The 15,605-nt window shown below is 72.3% G+C and carries 14 protein-coding genes and 1 tRNA gene; 9 read left to right on the plus strand and 6 right to left on the minus strand.

The genetic code is table 11. The features are described from left to right. Positions 1–3: 3 nt before the first annotated feature. The gene (locus tag ABZ454_RS28955) at positions 4–513 is read right to left on the minus strand and encodes a gluconokinase (RefSeq protein ID WP_359542253.1); all 510 of its coding nucleotides are present in this window, start codon (positions 511–513) and stop codon (positions 4–6) included. A 157-nt stretch (positions 514–670) separates the two neighbouring features. Between ABZ454_RS28955 and ABZ454_RS28960 the strand changes: the two genes are divergently transcribed. After that, complete coding sequence (locus ABZ454_RS28960) at positions 671–1,372, plus strand: FCD domain-containing protein (RefSeq protein ID WP_359542255.1); 702 nt, start codon at positions 671–673, stop codon at positions 1,370–1,372. 10 nt (positions 1,373–1,382) lie between these two features. Here ABZ454_RS28960 and ABZ454_RS28965 read toward each other — a convergent pair whose 3' ends face one another. Beyond that, entirely contained in the window at positions 1,383–2,096 is a 714-nt protein-coding gene (locus tag ABZ454_RS28965) for a TetR/AcrR family transcriptional regulator (protein ID WP_359542257.1), read from the minus strand. Positions 2,097–2,195: 99 nt separating this feature from the next. Here ABZ454_RS28965 and ABZ454_RS28970 point away from each other — a divergent pair, with 99 nt between their 5' ends. The 4 genes from ABZ454_RS28970 (at position 2,196) to ABZ454_RS28985 (ending at position 7,263) form a co-directional block, all read left to right on the plus strand. Beyond that, positions 2,196–3,719 (plus strand): APC family permease, encoded by a 1,524-nt coding sequence (locus ABZ454_RS28970; protein WP_359542259.1) that lies wholly within the window; start codon positions 2,196–2,198, stop codon positions 3,717–3,719. 48 nt (positions 3,720–3,767) lie between these two features. Then, positions 3,768–5,405: an amidohydrolase gene (locus ABZ454_RS28975; RefSeq protein ID WP_359542262.1), complete on the plus strand. Its 1,638-nt coding sequence runs from the start codon at positions 3,768–3,770 to the stop codon at positions 5,403–5,405. Positions 5,406–5,548: 143 nt separating this feature from the next. After that, positions 5,549–6,634: an S-(hydroxymethyl)mycothiol dehydrogenase gene (locus ABZ454_RS28980; protein WP_359542263.1), complete on the plus strand. Its 1,086-nt coding sequence runs from the start codon at positions 5,549–5,551 to the stop codon at positions 6,632–6,634. Further along, complete coding sequence (locus ABZ454_RS28985; RefSeq protein ID WP_359542264.1) at positions 6,634–7,263, plus strand: MBL fold metallo-hydrolase; 630 nt, start codon at positions 6,634–6,636, stop codon at positions 7,261–7,263. Before ABZ454_RS28980 ends, ABZ454_RS28985 begins: the two co-directional genes overlap by 1 nt. A 9-nt stretch (positions 7,264–7,272) precedes the next feature. Here the strand turns inward: ABZ454_RS28985 and ABZ454_RS28990 are convergent, their stop codons facing one another. From ABZ454_RS28990 to ABZ454_RS29000, 3 genes are all read right to left on the minus strand, one after another. Beyond that, positions 7,273–8,208, minus strand: coding sequence for a pseudouridine synthase (locus ABZ454_RS28990; RefSeq protein ID WP_359542267.1), 936 nt, complete (start codon positions 8,206–8,208; stop codon positions 7,273–7,275). 210 nt (positions 8,209–8,418) lie between these two features. Further along, positions 8,419–11,304, minus strand: a complete 2,886-nt coding sequence (locus tag ABZ454_RS28995; protein ID WP_359542270.1) for a glycoside hydrolase family 2 TIM barrel-domain containing protein — start codon at positions 11,302–11,304, stop codon at positions 8,419–8,421. Between the two features lie 317 nt (positions 11,305–11,621). Further along, positions 11,622–11,706, minus strand: a tRNA-Leu gene (locus ABZ454_RS29000). Positions 11,707–11,889: 183 nt separating this feature from the next. On the opposite strand from ABZ454_RS29000, the gene ABZ454_RS29005 reads away from it, so the two are divergent. The 3 genes from ABZ454_RS29005 (at position 11,890) to ABZ454_RS29015 (ending at position 14,499) form a co-directional block, all read left to right on the plus strand. Next, the gene (locus ABZ454_RS29005) at positions 11,890–13,224 is read left to right on the plus strand and encodes a M20/M25/M40 family metallo-hydrolase (protein ID WP_356320848.1); all 1,335 of its coding nucleotides are present in this window, start codon (positions 11,890–11,892) and stop codon (positions 13,222–13,224) included. Positions 13,225–13,374: 150 nt separating this feature from the next. After that, positions 13,375–13,608 carry a chaplin ChpH gene (gene chpH, locus ABZ454_RS29010; protein ID WP_356320846.1) on the plus strand — a complete coding sequence of 78 codons (234 nt, stop codon included), beginning with the start codon at positions 13,375–13,377 and terminating at the stop codon, positions 13,606–13,608. Positions 13,609–13,746: 138 nt separating this feature from the next. Then, positions 13,747–14,499: a chaplin gene (locus ABZ454_RS29015; protein WP_359542273.1), complete on the plus strand. Its 753-nt coding sequence runs from the start codon at positions 13,747–13,749 to the stop codon at positions 14,497–14,499. A gap of 58 nt (positions 14,500–14,557) precedes the next feature. On the opposite strand, the gene ABZ454_RS29020 is transcribed toward ABZ454_RS29015, so the two are convergent. Then, positions 14,558–14,746: a DUF5703 family protein gene (locus ABZ454_RS29020; protein ID WP_030918345.1), complete on the minus strand. Its 189-nt coding sequence runs from the start codon at positions 14,744–14,746 to the stop codon at positions 14,558–14,560. Between the two features lie 47 nt (positions 14,747–14,793). Between ABZ454_RS29020 and ABZ454_RS29025 the strand changes: the two genes are divergently transcribed. After that, the gene (locus ABZ454_RS29025) at positions 14,794–15,453 is read left to right on the plus strand and encodes a hypothetical protein (protein WP_356320842.1); all 660 of its coding nucleotides are present in this window, start codon (positions 14,794–14,796) and stop codon (positions 15,451–15,453) included. Positions 15,454–15,605: the final 152 nt, after the last annotated feature.

A 15,605-nucleotide genomic window follows, 5' to 3' on the forward strand; every position in this document is an offset into this window, starting at 1 on the left:
TCCTTAGGTATCGAGCCGGCGCAACGCGGCGACAGCTCGCTGGGTGATTTCCTCGGGGGTGCCGGACACATCCACCGCGACGCCGGCTTCGTCGTCCTCGAGGGGCTGGAGGGTGGCGAACTGCGAGTCGAGGAGGGCGGTCGGCATGAAGTGGTTCTTGCGGGCCGCCATCCGCTCCTCGATGAGCGACCGGTCGCCGCTCAGGTGGAGGAAGACGGCACCGGGGGCCTCGCCGCGCAGCCGGTCGCGGTAGGAGCGCTTCAGCGCCGAACTGCTGACCACGCCGCCGAGCCCCGCCCGGCCGTGCGCCCACTGCCCGATCGCGTCGAGCCAGGGCCAGCGGTCCGCGTCGTCCAGCGGGATGCCGGCCGACATCTTGGCGATGTTCGCCGGGGGATGGAAGTCGTCGCCCTCGGCGTACGGAACGCCCAGTTCGGCGGCGAGCAGGGGACCGATCGTGGTCTTGCCGGTCCCTGCGACGCCCATCACCACGATGACGTGGGGGGTGCTCATTACGGTGCCTCGCTGTCTTCTTCGATGTCGTCCTCGACATCGGTCCGTCGCGCTACTGAAACCCATACGTACGACTTATTCAAGATGGTGTGACGTAAACGTCGTACTTTTTCTTGGGCGGGCGGGCTCTCCGGGGAGGTCCCCGTACTCTTGGGCCATGACCACACAGGCCCAGGGGCTGCATACACATGTGCTGGACACCCTGGGGCTGGAGATCGCCGCGGGTGAGCACCCGCCCGGTCAGGTCCTGCGTACGGACGAGCTCGCCCAGCGCTTCGACGTCTCGCGCACGGTCGTGCGCGAGGTGATCCGGGTGCTGGAGTCCATGCACCTGGTCGAGTCCCGCCGCCGCGTCGGCGTGACCGTCCGGCCGGCCGAGGCGTGGAACGTCTACGACCCGCAGGTCATCCGGTGGCGGCTGGCCGGAGCCGACCGCCCGCGGCAGCTGCGCTCACTGACCGTCCTGCGCTCGGCGATCGAACCCGTCGCCGCCTCGCTCGCCGCCCGCCACGCCAGCCCCCAGCAGTGCGCCGAGCTCACCGAACGGGCCCTCGGCATGGTCGCGACCTCGCGCGGCCAGCAACTGGAGGGGTACCTGGAGCACGACATCGCGTTCCACCGCATCGTCCTCAACGCCTCGGGCAACGAGATGTTCGCGCGCCTCGGCGACGTGGTCGCCGAGGTCCTCGCGGGCCGCACCCACCACCAGGTGATGTTCGAGGACCCCGACCCGGCGGCCGTCACCCTCCACGTCCGGCTCGCCGAAGCGGTACGCGAGGGCGACGCCGCGGCGGCGGAGCGGCTGACGAAGGAGATCGCGGTGGGCGCCCTGCACGAACTGGACGTCCTCGCGCCCTGATCCGGCTCGCCTACGGCGTGACGTGCCGCAGCCGCGCGGCCGCGGCGGCCAGCATCATCTCCAGCGCCGCCGGATAGCCGCTGCGGCTCATCTCCGCGACCAGCACGGGCGCGGTCGCCGCGATGTTCGGGTGGGTGTGCGCCGGCTGGCGGGCGTAGATCTCCGGCCAGGCCTGCGCCTCCTGTGCCCTGGCCTGTTCCGGGAGCGTCAGCGTCGACGCGTCCAGCGCCGCGAACGACAGCGTCAGATCGACGTAGACGTGGTAGATCCGCACCGCCTCGGCGTCCGGGAACCCCGCGCCCCGCAGCACCCCGAGGATCGCCTCCACCGACCGGATCTCGTGCGTACGGCCGGTCACCCGCGCGCAGGTCAGCATCGCCGCCTGCGGGTGAGCCAGGTAGTCCGCGTGCATCCGCAGTCCCAACGACCGGAGGTCGGACCGCCATTCACCCGTCGGCCGCCAGGTGCGCAGCGTCCGGCCGATCAACTCGTCGGCCACCGCGAGCAACAGCTGGTCCGTGTCGCGGAAGTACCGGTAGAGCGCGCTCGGATCGCACCCCAGCGCGGCGCCGAGCCGGCGCACGGTGAGCGCCGCCGCCCCGTGCTCGCCGATCAGCCGCAGCGCGGTCTCCACGATCAACTGCTCCGAGAGCACCGTGCCCTGCTTGGTGGGACGCCGCCGGCGCCTCGCCCCCTCCGGCACCACCCGCTCGATCGCGTTCATGGCGGCACCTTATGACAACAGCGTTGACCTGTGGAACCCCCGAGGAGTTCGATGTGCCGCCATCGGGGCCGAAAAGCGCCCCTCGGTGAAGGAGCGACCGTGACGTCCTCTCGTACGCGCTACCGCGATGAACCACCCGGACCGGCGCAGCAGCCCGCGGCCCTGCGCAAGAGCCTCGGTGTGGTCGACGGGTTCGCCATCGCGGCCTCGTCGACCGCGGCCACCACCAGCATCGGTATCGGGCTCGGCGTCACCGCCGGCGCCGTCGGGCTGCACCTGCCGGTCATCATGCTGCTCGCCTTCCTGCCGATCCTGGGCATCGCGAGCGCCTACTCCCGGCTCAACCGGGTCGAGCCGAACATGGGCAGCGGCTACGTCTGGGTCGGCCGCTCCCTGAGCCCCTGGCTCGGCTTCCTCGTCGGCTGGATCGGCATCGTCTCGACGGTCGTGTTCCTCGCCTACACCACCACCGTCACGGGCTCCGCCCTGCTCCAGCTCGCGGGGGAGGGCGGGCTGCACAGGGTGGCAGGACTCCGGCTCGACCCGGACTCCAACGCCCAGTCGACCGTGCTCGGCATCGTGGTCCTGGTCGCCGTCACCTTCACCGCGATCACCGGCATCCGTTCGGCCGCCAACCTCCAGAAGTACCTTCTCGTCTTCGAGTACGCCGTACTGCTCGGCTTCTGCGGATACGGCCTGTTCGCCGGCCCCCACCCCTTCAGCCTCGACTGGATCAATCCGCTCACCATTCCCTCCGGACAACAGCTCGCCCAGGGCCTCCTGCTCTCCGTCTTCTGCTTCTGGGGCTTCGAGTCCACCTTCAGCGTCACCGAGGAGATCCGCGATCCGCAGGACGCCTCCAAGGCAGGGTTCCTCACGCTCTTCACGATGCTGGGCCTGTTCCTGCTCGGCTCCTTCGCCTTCCAGCGGGTCCTGTCGCTCGACGAGCTGACCACCCACGGAGCCCAGGGGCTCACCTACTTCGGCGACCGGCTTGCCGACCGGCCGATCGCCGCGCTTCCGCTGATCGCGCTCACCTTCTCGGCCGTCGCCTCGCTGCAGTCCGGGGTCATACCGACCGTTCGCGGCATGTTCGCGATGAGCCGGGACCGCACGCTCGGACCGCTCTGGACCAAGGTCAGCCCGCGCTACGGAACCCCCGCCGCCGGAACCGTCGTGATCGGCTGCGTCGCCGCGGCCGTCGCCGTCCTCTCGCTCGTCATCCCGAAGGTCGGTGACCTGATCCTGGCGTCCGTGAACGCCATCGGGGTCGTCGTCGCCCTCTACTACGCCCTCACCGCGCTGGCCGCAGCGGCGCGCTTCCGCGGCGCGTTCCGCGAGAGCCGGTCCCTGGCGGTGCGGGCGGTGGTGCTCCCCGTGACCAGCGCCCTCGTCCTGCTCGCGCTCGGCGGGTACCTCTGCTGGACCTTCGCCACCTCCGCCGACCACTTCGAGGTCAGCCCGGACAACGGCTGGTTCATGCTCCTGTGCCCGGCCGTCATGCTGCTGACCGGCGTCGTCGCGGCGGGCTGGGCCAAGTGGGCCAGGAAGTCCCCGTACTTCGTCACCGGCCGGTCCGTGGCGCCGGACGCGCTCGCCGAGCCCGCCCCCGGCCCGGCCTGACACCCACCCACACCCGCTCCCACCACCTCCCGACGGAACGGAACCACCATGCCCCGCACCCCCGCCGATCTGGTCTTCACCGGCGGCCCCGCCCACACGATGGACGCCGCCCGCACCCGCGCGACCACCGTCGCCGTCACCGGCGACCGCATCACCGCGGTCGGCCACGACGAGGTCCGCGAACTCATCGGCCCCCGCACCGAGGTGGTCGATCTGACCGGACGCCTCCTCCTCCCCGGCTTCCAGGACGCCCACATCCACCCGGTCGCCGCCGGGCAGGAACTCGCGCAGTGCGATCTGACGGACGCCGACGACGCCCCCGCCACCCTCGCCGCGGTACGGGCCTACGCCGACGCGAACCCGGAGCGTGAGTGGATCACCGGCGGGGGCTGGTCCATGGACGCCTTCGCCGGAGGCGCCCCCACCCGGCAGCAGCTCGACACCGCCGTGCCCGACCGCCCCGCCTGCCTGGTCAACCGCGACCACCACGGCGCCTGGGTCAACAGCCGGGCCCTCGCCCTCGCCGGCATCACCGCGCGGACCCCCGACCCGGCCGACGGCCGCATCGAACGCGACGGCCGCGGCGAACCCACCGGACTCCTCCAGGAGGGCGCCATGGACCTGGTCGCCCGCCACGCCCCCCGGTCGACGGCCGCCGACCGGCTCGCCGGCCTCCTCCGCGCCCAGCGCCTGCTCCACGCGTACGGCATCACCGCCTGGCAGGACGCCATCATCGGCGCCTACGGCCCGATGGACGACGTCGCCGACGCCTACCTCACCGCGGACCGGGACGGCTCGCTCACCGCCCGCGTCACCGGAGCCCTGTGGTGGGACCGCGAGCGCGGGAGCGAGCAGATCCCCGGACTCGTCGCCAGGCGCGAGGCGTCGGCCGGCCGGAACTTCCGCGCCGGATCGGTGAAGATCATGCAGGACGGGGTCGCGGAGACCGGCACCGCCGCCCTCCTCGCCCCGTACCTCGACGCCTGCGGCTGCGTCACCTCCCACAGCGGCACCAGCTTCGTCGACCCCCTCGAACTGCGCCGGTACGTCACCGAGCTGGACGCCCTCGGCTTCCAGACCCACTTCCACGCGCTGGGCGACCGGGCGGTGCGCGAGGCCCTGGACGCCGTCGAGGCCGCCCGCGCCGCCAACGGACGCACCGACACCCGGCCCCATCTCGCCCACCTCCAGATCGTGCACCCCGACGACATCCCCCGTTTCCGCGCGCTCGGCGCCACCGCCAACATCCAGCCGCTCTGGGCCGCCCACGAACCCCAGATGGACGAACTGACCATCCCCTTCCTCGGCCGCGAACGGGCCGCGCTGCAGTACCCGTTCGCCGCGCTGCTGCGCTCCGGCGCCACGGTCGCCGCGGGCTCCGACTGGCCCGTCAGCAGCGCCGATCCGCTGCACGGCGTCCACACCGCCGTCAACCGCGTCGTGCCCGGCAAAGACGGCCCGGTCTTCCTCCCGGAGCAGCGCATCTCCCTGACCGAGGCACTGGCCGCGTACACGGCGGGCTCGGCGTACGTGAACCACCTGGACGACACCGGCAGCATCCGGGCCGGCGCCCTCGCCGACCTGGTGGTCCTGGACCGCGACCCCTACGCCGCACCGCCCGGGGAGATTGCCGGCGCACGGGTCCTGGCCACGTACGTGGGCGGCCGCCGCGTGTACGGGGACTGACCGCGGGACGCCGGGCAGTACGGTGGTGCGCCAACGCGGCGCACCACCCGCGGCCCCCCGCACCGCGTACGGTTGTTCGTGATCGATCTCAGGAGAAGTCGTGAATCGATCTCAGGGAACGTCGGGAAAGGGAGACCACGGGAATGGCGCAGCACGTACAAGGGGTCATCGCACCGGGAAAGAACGAGCCGGTACGGGTCGAGACGATCGTGATTCCGGACCCCGGTCCCGGTGAGGCCGTGGTGAAGATCCAGGCGTGCGGCGTCTGCCACACCGACCTGCACTACAAGCAGGGCGGCATCAGCGACGACTTCCCCTTCCTCCTCGGCCACGAGGCCGCGGGCGTCGTGGAGTCCGTCGGCGACGGCGTCACCGACGTCGAGCCGGGCGACTTCGTCGTCCTCAACTGGCGGGCCGTGTGCGGACAGTGCCGCGCCTGTCTGCGCGGCCGCCCGTGGTACTGCTTCGACACGCACAACGCGAAGCAGAAGATGACCCTGCTGGACGGCACCGAGCTGTCCCCGGCCCTCGGCATCGGCGCCTTCGCCGAGAAGACCCTCGTCGCCGCGGGCCAGTGCACCAAGGTCGACCCCGAGGTCTCCCCGGCCGTCGCCGGTCTCCTCGGCTGCGGCGTGATGGCGGGCATCGGCGCCGCGATCAACACCGGCCAGGTCGGCCGCGGCGACTCCGTCGCGGTCATCGGCTGCGGCGGCGTCGGCGACGCGGCGATCGCGGGCGCACGGCTGGCCGGCGCGGCGAAGATCATCGCGGTGGACATCGACGACCGCAAGCTGGAGACGGCGAAGAAGATGGGTGCCACGCACACCGTCAACTCCCGCTCCACCGACCCGGTCGAAGCCATCCGCTCGCTCACCGGCGGCAACGGCGCCGACGTCGTCATCGAGGCGGTCGGCCGCCCCGAGACGTACAAGCAGGCGTTCTACGCCCGCGACCTCGCGGGCACCGTCGTCCTCGTCGGCGTCCCCACCCCGGAGATGCGGCTCGAACTCCCGCTGCTGGACGTCTTCGGCCGCGGCGGCTCGCTCAAGTCGTCCTGGTACGGCGACTGCCTGCCCTCGCGCGACTTCCCGATGCTTATCGACCTGCACCAGCAGGGCCGCATCGACCTCGGCGCGTTCGTCACCGAGACCTGTCGCCTCGGCGACGTCGAGCAGGCCTTCGCCCGGATGCACGACGGCGACGTCCTGCGCTCGGTGGTGGTCTTCTGATGACCGCCCGCATCGACCACCTCGTCACCTCCGGCACCTTCGCCCTCGACGGCGGCGAGTGGGACGTCGACAACAACGTCTGGATCGTCGGCGACGACACCGAGGCGGTCGTCATCGACGCCGCGCACGACGCCGCCGCCATCGAGGCCGCACTCGGCGGACGCACGCTGCGCGCCATCATCTGCACCCACGCGCACAACGACCACATCGACGCCGCCCCGGCGCTCGCCGACGCCACCGGCGCGCCGGTCCTCCTCCACCCCGACGACCTGCCCCTGTGGAAGCGGACCCACCCCGACCGCGCACCGGACGGCGAACTGGCCGACGGTCAGGAGCTGCGCATCGCGGGCACGACGCTCACCGTCCTGCACACCCCGGGCCACGCCCCCGGGGCGGTCTGCCTGTACGCCCCCGAGCTGTCCACCGTCTTCACCGGCGACACGCTCTTCCAGGGCGGCCCCGGCGCCACCGGGCGGTCGTTCTCGCACTTCCCGACGATCGTCGCCTCGATCCGGGACCGGCTGCTCGCCCTGGACCCGGCGACCACCGTCCGCACCGGACACGGCGACTCCACGACCATCGGCGCGGAGGCCCCGCACCTGGACGAGTGGATCGCCCGCGGCCACTGAGAGCGGGAGTCACCCCTCCGGCCACGCGGAGAGCCGCAGCCCGCTCTCGAAGCGGCGCGGCTCTCCCGTGACCGGATCGGTGAACTCCAGGACCCTGGCGAGGAGTTGCAGCGGGCGCGAGAAGTCGTCGGGCGCCCCGTCCGCCTCGACCACCGGATAGACGGGGTCGTGGAGGAGCGGCAGCCCCAGGCTGTTCATGTGGACCCGCAACTGGTGCGTGCGCCCGGTGGCCGGCACCAGCCGGTAGCGGCCGAGCCCTCCCCGGTGCGCCGGCAGCTCGATCCGGCTCTCGCTGTTCGGCTCGCCCGCCTCCTCGCGGGCGGCGATCACCCCACGCTCCTTCACGATGCGGCTGCGCACGGTGCGGGGGAAGACCAGCCGGGGGTCGTACGGTGCCACCGCCTCGTACTCCTTGTGCACCAGGCGGTCCCGGAACAGCGTCTGGTACGCGCCCCGTTCCTCCGGCCGCACGACGAACAGGACGAGCCCGGCGGTCAGCCGGTCCAGCCGGTGGGCGGGCTGGAGCAGCGGCAGTCCCAGTTCACGGCGGAGCCGGGCCACCGCGGTCTCGGTGATGTGCCGGCCGCGCGGCGTCGTCGCCAGGAAGTGCGGCTTGTCCGCGACGACCAGGTGCTCGTCCCGGTGGACCACACCGACCGGGAAGGGCACGGGCTCCTCCGGTGCGAAGTCCCGGTGGAACCAGAGGTACCGGCCCGCCGTGTACGGCTCGTCGCCCGTCACCGCGCCCCCGACGGAGACGAACCGGCCCCCGGCGAGCATGGCGTCGACCCGCCCCGCGCCGATCGCGTCGGCGAACCGCGCCAGCAGGTGGTCACGGAGCGTCGGCCACCGCCCGTCCGGGTCCTCCGGGAGCCGTACCCGGACCGGATCGATCCCGTCGCGCTGGGGCAGGGGTGACGGCGGAGGCTTCGCGCGCCCTCTCACCGGGGCCCGCCGGCCGGCCCGCGGGTGCCCGTGGTGCTGGTTCTCATGGTGCCGGGCATCTTTCCACAGCGGCGGGGCCCGCAGGTGTGGCGGGCGCCGGTCCCCGAGGAACGCCGGCCGCCCGGGCCCGCAGCCGCCCGCGCCGCCGGCCGGAGCCGCGCCCTGCCCCGGCTCCGGGCCGGGGCACGGCAGGACAGGGCGCGGTGCGGATCAGCCCAGGGGCGAGAACACGAACGAGAATTCCGCCGGCGCCACGCCGAGCCGGTGCTCAGGCAGCACCCCCGGTCCGCAGGACTGCGAGCCGATGCCCTGCACCGCGTGGTCCAGGTTGACCCAGATGCGGTCCCCGGCCACCAGGTCCGGCCGGTGCTCCGCCGCGTCGAGCTGCTCGCTCGTCCAGCGCCGCGCGGTGAACCAGAACGGCGTGCCGCCCTCGGCCCGCAGCCCCGCACCGCCGGTGTCGGTCAGCTCCGCCCAGCGGACGTCGGCGCGCGCCCCGTTCTCCTGCGGCCTGACATAAGGGGTCTGGAGCGCGTCCACCTCCCTCTGCCACACCCCGAGCATCGCGGCGGCCCGGGTGTCCGGGTACGCCTCACCCGGCCCGCCCCCGAACCACCGCGCACCGCCGTACACAGCGGGCAGGCCGAACCGGATGCCGAGCCGGGGCAGCGGCACCCGCCAGTCCCCCTCCGGCACGACGGACACCGTCAGCCCGAGCCGGTCGCCGGCGGCCGTCCACCGGTACGTGCTCCGCAGCCCCAGGTCCCAGCCCGCCGGGGCCACCCGGGTCCGCACGGTCAGCGCGTCCCCGTCCGCCTCGACCGCGTCGACGCGGTGCCGCATCCGGTGCAGCCCCAGCTCGCGCCAGCGCAGCCCGTACCGCTCGTCCGGCTGCCACGGCGCCCCGTTGTCGTTGTCGGTGGGCGCCCGCCACACATCCAGCCTGAGCCCCTCCACCGGGATGCCCCCGATGCGCGTCGGAGCCCCGGTGGCCGCGTCGAAGACGCCCGGTCCCAGGGTGACCGTGCCACCGGACCGCACCGGGCGCTCACCGGCCGCCGGAGCGGGGACGGCCGGTGTGCCCGTCTCCACCTGCCCCCAGGCCACCACGTGTCCGCGTTCACCCCAGGCGGTGTCCTCGGCGAGCACCGCCCGGACCGTCCAGACGCCGTCGCCCGCGGCCTCGGGCGACACCTCGGCCGACGCGCCGGGGGCGAGCGCGGGCACCGCCAGGACGCCCGAGGCCACGGCCGCTCCGTCCACCTCGTGCGACCAGACGAATTCGAGGTGCTCCAGCCCGGCGAAGTCGTAGCCGTTGGTGACCGTGAACGCGCCGGCCGTGGCGCCCGGGCCGATCCGCACCGGCTCGATGACCTTCTTGTACTCGACGAGCCCGGGGGAGGGCGTGCGGTCCGGGAAGAGGAGGCCGTCACAGACGAAGTTCCCGTCGTGCAGCTCCTCGCCGAAGTCCCCTCCGTAGGCGAAGCCGTGCTCGGGATGGGCGAATCCGTGGTCGATCCACTCCCAGACGAAGCCGCCCTGGCAGCGCTCGTACCGCTCGAAGAGCCGCTGGTACTCGCTCAGGCCCCCCGGCCCGTTGCCCATGGCGTGCCCGTACTCGCACATGACGAAGGGCATCGCGCGGCGCCGGGCGTCGAGCTCCGCGTCGGCCCACGGCTCCTCCGCCCGCTTGCCGATCAGTTCGACCTCGGCGTGCGTGGGGTACATCCGTGAGTACAGATCGACGTCCTTGCAGGAGAGGTCGCCCTCGTAGTGCAGCAGCCGCTCCGGGTCGCGTCCCCTGATCCACTCGGCCATCGCCGTCAGGCCGCTGCCCGAACCGCACTCGTTGCCCAGCGACCAGATGATCACCGAGGCGTGGTTCTTGTCGCGCTCGACCATGCGGGCCGCCCGGTCGAGCAGCGCGGGGGTCCACCGCTCGTCGTCGACCGGGTTGCCCCGCCACTCCAGGTCGACGAAGCCATGCGTCTCCAGATCGCACTCGTCGATCACCCAGAGCCCGAGCTCGTCGCACAGGTCGAGGAACGCGGGGTGCGGCGGGTAGTGGCTCGTCCGCACCGCGTTGATGTTGTGCCGCTTCATCAGCACCAGATCGCGTCGCATCGTCCGCGCGTCGACGGCCCGCCCCGTCTCCGGGTGGAACTCGTGCCGGTTCACCCCGCGGAACAGCAGCCGCCTGCCGTTGACCTTGATGACGCCGTCCTCGACGGCGACCGTACGGAAGCCGATCCGCAGGGGCGTCCGCTCGCCGGGCGTGACCAGCTCCGCGTCGTACAACCGGGGCGTCTCGGCGGTCCACGGCTCGACCGGCAGGGTCACGGACTCGCCCGCGGCGATGTCGACACCCAGCTCGGGCACGAGGACCCGGCCCTCGGCTCCCTCGCACTCCACGCGCAGCGTCCCGGAGCCGTCCCGGTGGTCGTAGCCGGCGTGCACGAAGAAGTCCCGGGCGGCCCCCGGCGGACGGTGCAGCAGCGTGACCTCACGGAAGATGCCGGGCAGCCACCACTGGTCCTGGTCCTCCAGATAGCTCCCCGACGACCACGCGTGCACCCGGACGGCGAGCACGTTCTCGCCGGGGTTCAGCAGGTCGCCCACGGCGAACTCGTGCGGCAGCCGGGACCCCTTGAAGTCGCCCAGCTCCCGCCCGTTGAGCCAGACCCGTGCGCAGGACTCCACCCCGTCGAAGCGGAGCACGGTCTCACCGCCGTCGGGCCGGCCCGCCGGCAGAGTGAAGGTCCGCAGATGGTCACCGGTCGGGTTCTCGGACGGCACCCGGGGCGGATCGACCGGGAAGGGGTAGACGACGTTCGTGTACGCGGGCGCGCCACCGGCCCCCTGCAGCACCCAGTGGCCGGGCACCGCGACCGTGCCCCACGAAGAGGCGTCGAACCCCGGCCGGGCGAAGGATTCGTCCTCGGTCCCGGCTCCGGGCGAGAGCCGGAAGGCCCACTCGCCGTTCAGGGACATCCGCCAGGCATCGGACGTCGCGTACCAGGCCCGCGGCGCGAGTCCGCCGGTACCCGGGCTCGGGTCCTCGTACCAGGGCAGCGTGTCGGTGTCGGTGCGGCTCATGGTTCTCCTCGCTCGGAAAGACCCTTCTCCGAGGCGACGTTAACCAGGAATGAACCGTTTCAACAAGGGTGGTGCGAACCCCTGGGGCATCTGCCCCCGGTCGTAGCGGGTGCGCCAGGAAGCACCGGACCCGCCGGTTCGCACGGCGTCACGCCCGGGCATCGCGCCGTCGGACGACAGGGGAAGACGGCTGATCCGACGGGCTCGCGGCGGGCCGGGGTGCGGAACGCCGTCCGCCCCGGTCGCGCGCCCGCCCCGCAACGCGAAGTGCCGACCAGGATCTCTCCTGATCGGCACTCGCTCTGTGTTGCTCTATGTGTCCGAGGGGGGACTTGAACCCCCACGCCCGATAAAGGGCACTAGCACCTCAAGCTAGCGCGTCTGCCATTCCGCCACCCGGACCAGGTGTCTGTCTCGCGGGCCCTGCCCGTTCCGACGTGGAAAACCATAGCAAACATCGGGGGGTGCTCGATCACGCCCCGGTCGTGTGACGGCGATGGGGCGACGGGCGGGCGGCCTTGGGTACGCGGGCCGGGCGCGGGAGGATGAGGGTTGAGCACCACAGCGACAGTGGAGGGAACCAGCGTGAGCGAGACCAAAGCGGCCAGGACCGGCTCGGGTGAGAGCGCCGAGAACGAGGTCGTCGACCTCTGTCGTGACCTGATCCGGATCGACACCAGCAACTACGGGGACCACTCGGGACCGGGCGAGCGGGCGGCCGCCGAGTACGTCGCGGAGAAACTCGCCGAGGTCGGGCTGGAGCCGCAGATCTTCGAGTCCCACAAGGGCAGGGCCTCCACGGTGGCGCGGATCGAGGGCGAGGACCCGTCCAAGCCGGCCCTGCTGATCCACGGCCACACCGACGTCGTGCCGGCCAACGCCCACGACTGGACGCACCACCCCTTCTCCGGGGAGATCGCGGACGACTGCGTGTGGGGCCGGGGCGCGGTGGACATGAAGGACATGGACGCGATGACCCTGGCGGTCGTGCGCGACCGGATGCGCAGCGGCCGCAAGCCCCCGCGCGACATCGTGCTCGCCTTCCTCGCGGACGAGGAGGCCGGCGGCACGTACGGGGCCCGGTATCTCGTCGACAAGCACCCGGACCTGTTCGAGGGCGTCACCGAGGCCATCGGGGAGGTCGGCGGCTTCTCCTTCACGGTCAACGAGAACCTGCGGCTCTACCTCGTCGAGACCGCGCAGAAGGGCATGCACTGGATGCGGCTGACCGTGGACGGCACGGCCGGCCACGGATCGATGACCAATGACGACAACGCGATCACCGAGCTGTGCGAGGCCGTGGGGCGGCTGGGGCGGCACACCTGGCCGGTGCGGGTGACCAAGACCGTGCGTTCCTTCCTGGACGAGCTGTCCGACGCGCTCGGCACCCCGCTCGACCCGGAGGACATGGACGCGACCCTGGCCAAGCTGGGCGGCATCGCCAAGATGGTCGGCGCGACCCTGCGCAACTCCGCGGCCCCCACCATGCTCGGCGCGGGCTACAAGGTGAACGTGATCCCCGGCCAGGCGACCGCTCACGTCGACGGCCGCTTCCTGCCGGGGTACGAGCAGGAGTTCCTGGCCGACCTGGACCGGATCCTCGGCCCGCGGGTCAGGCGCGAGGACGTGCACGGCGACAAGGCGCTGGAGACCGACTTCGACGGCTCGCTCGTGGACGCGATGCAGCTCGCGCTCAAGGCCGAGGACCCGATCGCGCGCGCGGTCCCGTACATGCTCTCCGGCGGTACGGACGCCAAGTCCTTCGACGACCTGGGCATCCGCTGCTTCGGTTTCGCCCCGCTGAAACTCCCGCCGGAGCTCGATTTCGCGGGCATGTTCCACGGCGTGGACGAGCGGGTTCCGGTGGAGGGTCTGAAGTTCGGTGCGCGGGTTCTCGACCGCTTCATCGACCACAGCTGACCCCCGTTCTTCCCCCGTATTCGCCAGCTTGTACGTAGCTAACTGGATCGAGTGAAAGGAACGGAGCGCTCGTAGCCCGTGTGCTTATTCCTCGTTACAGGTGATGCGGTCCGCGGCTGGGACCGCGTTTGCCAACTAGGAGGAATCATAATGATCAAGAAGATCGTCGCCGCTGCGGCAGTCACCAGTGGTCTGGTGCTCGCGGGTGCCGGCATGGCCGTCGCCGACTCCGGCGCCCAGGCTGCCGCCATCGGCAGCCCCGGCCTGCTCTCGGGCAATGTCGTCCAGGTTCCCGTCCACGTTCCGGTGAACGTGTGCGGCAACACGATCGACGTGATCGGTCTGCTGAACCCCGCCTTCGGCAACGTCTGCGTCAACAAGTGACGTTGCGCGTCAACCCGTAAGGGTTTGAGCCTGGTCGGCCCCGGAGCGCACGCCATGTGCTCCGGGGCCGCCGGGTCCCTTGCCCCCGCACGGTCAAGTCCGGGGGTATTCCGGAAGGCAGAAGGCAGGAAAAAACCTATGCGACAGGTCACGCGTAAAGGCCTGATCACCATGGCGGCCGCGGGCGGGGTGCTCGCGCTCGGTGGCGGTTACGCGCACGCCGACGCGGGAGCGTACGGCGGTGCGTCGAATTCCCCGGGGGCGCTCTCAGGGAATTCCGTACAGGTCCCGGTCGAGGTGCCGGTCAACGTCTGCGGCAACTCCGCGAACGTCGTGGGACTGCTCAACCCGGCGACGGGCAACGCCTGCGCGAACGGTACGGCCGCGAGCCGCCACGGTTCGACCGCCGGAGCCTCGGGCAGCCACGCCTCCGGCCACAGCCGGGCGTCGGACGACCGCGGTCAGCGGGTGCCGGCGGGCACCGGGAGGCACCGGGCCGGCGGTCACCACGGGGGCGGAGCGACCGCGGAGGGGGCCGCCAAGGGCTCACCCGGCCTGCTCTCGGGGAACCAGATCCAGGTGCCCGTCGACATCCCCGTGAACGCCTGCGGGAACAGCGTCACCATCGGTGGCCTGCTGAACCCGACCTCCGGCAACACGTGCGAGAACGACAGCACGCCGCCGGTCCCGGTCACCCACGAGGCGCCGCCGGCGCCCGAACCGCACACCGTCCCGAACGAGCCCGAGCCGCAGACCCCGCCGGCGCCGCACACGCCGCAACTCGCGCACACGGGAGCGGGCGGGCCCGACCTGCTCGTCCCGGCGGGCGCGGGTCTGCTGCTGGCCGGCGCGGGCACGGTGCTGTACCGCCGCGCCAGGGCCGCCGCCTGACGGCAGTGGACGGCACGGCGAAGGGAACGGGCCCCGCGGCAGCGGGGCCCGTTCCGTTTCACCAGGTGGCCCGCAGCTGGCGGATGATCCGCCGCCGCAGCCGCACCCGGCGGCTGCCGTCACGGCGCAGCGTCAGTCGGTCCAGCTCCCAGTGCCCGTACTCGGCATGGTCGGTCAACAGGCGGGCCGTCTCCTTCCGGGACACCCCGCGCGGCACGTACACATCGACAAATTCGTATTCCGGCATCGCATCTATTGTGCGGGCAGAGCCCGTGTACGGATAGCGTCTGCCCTATGTCTGATGCTGCGCAGCCCACCGCTGCCGAGGTACGCGCCGCCGCCGATGCGGTCAAAGCCGCGATCGACCACCACCTCGCGGCGGTCGAACGCCGGTCCGGGGACGACGACCCCGCTGTCTACGACGCGTTCAACGCACTGGCCGCTGCGGCCGAGGTCTACGACGAACTCCTCTACGACCGCCATGACGAGGTCACCCCGTTCGAGATTCCGGGGGTGGAGGACTCCCTGCCGCCGTACAGCGGCCCGGAGGAGCCGAACGCGATCAGCGTGCTGATCCGCCGCGACTACGCGGTGGTGGAGCCGCAGCGGCTGCTCGCCCAGGCGCAGCGCCTCGCCGACGTGGACCCCGAGGACCGCGGCGGTGAGGGCGCGGGGGTGGTCGGCAGCAGCGTCCACGCGGCGCTGGGGGTGCTCTTCGGCGAGTACGAGGCGGACGAGATCGCCTCCCGGCACACCGAGTTCGGTCTGGAGGAGGGCGACTCCACGCTGTGGGTCGCGGCCGCCGACGAGCTGCCGGAGCCGGGGGAGTGGCTCGGCGCCCCGTTCGACGACGCGGATCCGCAGCTGGTGGTCTGCCGCTTCGACGTCAGCGCCGTCTTCGACGAGGACGATCTGGACGAGGAGCTGGACGGTCTGGCGAGGGACAGGACCTGATCGCTCACGGTCACCCCTGACGGAGTCGTACCGGAGGGCCGGGCGGACGCGCGACGCGTCCCGCCCGCCCACCCCCGGCGTGAGGGGGGCCCCGGGCGGGGCCCCGCCGCCCCCGCGGGCCCCCACCCCCCCCCCGCGGGGGCCCCCCGGGG

Origin of the sequence: Streptomyces sp. NPDC005803 (genome assembly GCF_040630435.1) — a bacterium.
Classification (GTDB): Bacteria; Actinomycetota; Actinomycetes; order Streptomycetales; family Streptomycetaceae; genus Streptomyces.

Excerpts from the sequence above, each read along its gene's own strand:
- ABZ454_RS28955 (WP_359542253.1), bottom strand. The coding sequence starts at position 513 with ATGAGCACCCCCCACGTCATCGTGGTGATGGGCGTCGCAGGGACCGGC.
- ABZ454_RS28960 (WP_359542255.1), top strand. The coding sequence starts at position 671 with ATGACCACACAGGCCCAGGGGCTGCATACACATGTGCTGGACACCCTG.
- ABZ454_RS28965 (WP_359542257.1), bottom strand. The coding sequence starts at position 2,096 with ATGAACGCGATCGAGCGGGTGGTGCCGGAGGGGGCGAGGCGCCGGCGG.
- ABZ454_RS28975 (WP_359542262.1), top strand. The coding sequence starts at position 3,768 with ATGCCCCGCACCCCCGCCGATCTGGTCTTCACCGGCGGCCCCGCCCAC.
- ABZ454_RS28980 (WP_359542263.1), top strand. The coding sequence starts at position 5,549 with ATGGCGCAGCACGTACAAGGGGTCATCGCACCGGGAAAGAACGAGCCG.
- ABZ454_RS28985 (WP_359542264.1), top strand. The coding sequence starts at position 6,634 with ATGACCGCCCGCATCGACCACCTCGTCACCTCCGGCACCTTCGCCCTC.
- ABZ454_RS28995 (WP_359542270.1), bottom strand. The coding sequence starts at position 11,304 with ATGAGCCGCACCGACACCGACACGCTGCCCTGGTACGAGGACCCGAGC.
- chpH (WP_356320846.1), top strand. The coding sequence starts at position 13,375 with ATGATCAAGAAGATCGTCGCCGCTGCGGCAGTCACCAGTGGTCTGGTG.
- ABZ454_RS29015 (WP_359542273.1), top strand. The coding sequence starts at position 13,747 with ATGCGACAGGTCACGCGTAAAGGCCTGATCACCATGGCGGCCGCGGGC.
- ABZ454_RS29020 (WP_030918345.1), bottom strand. The coding sequence starts at position 14,746 with ATGCCGGAATACGAATTTGTCGATGTGTACGTGCCGCGCGGGGTGTCC.
- ABZ454_RS29025 (WP_356320842.1), top strand. The coding sequence starts at position 14,794 with ATGTCTGATGCTGCGCAGCCCACCGCTGCCGAGGTACGCGCCGCCGCC.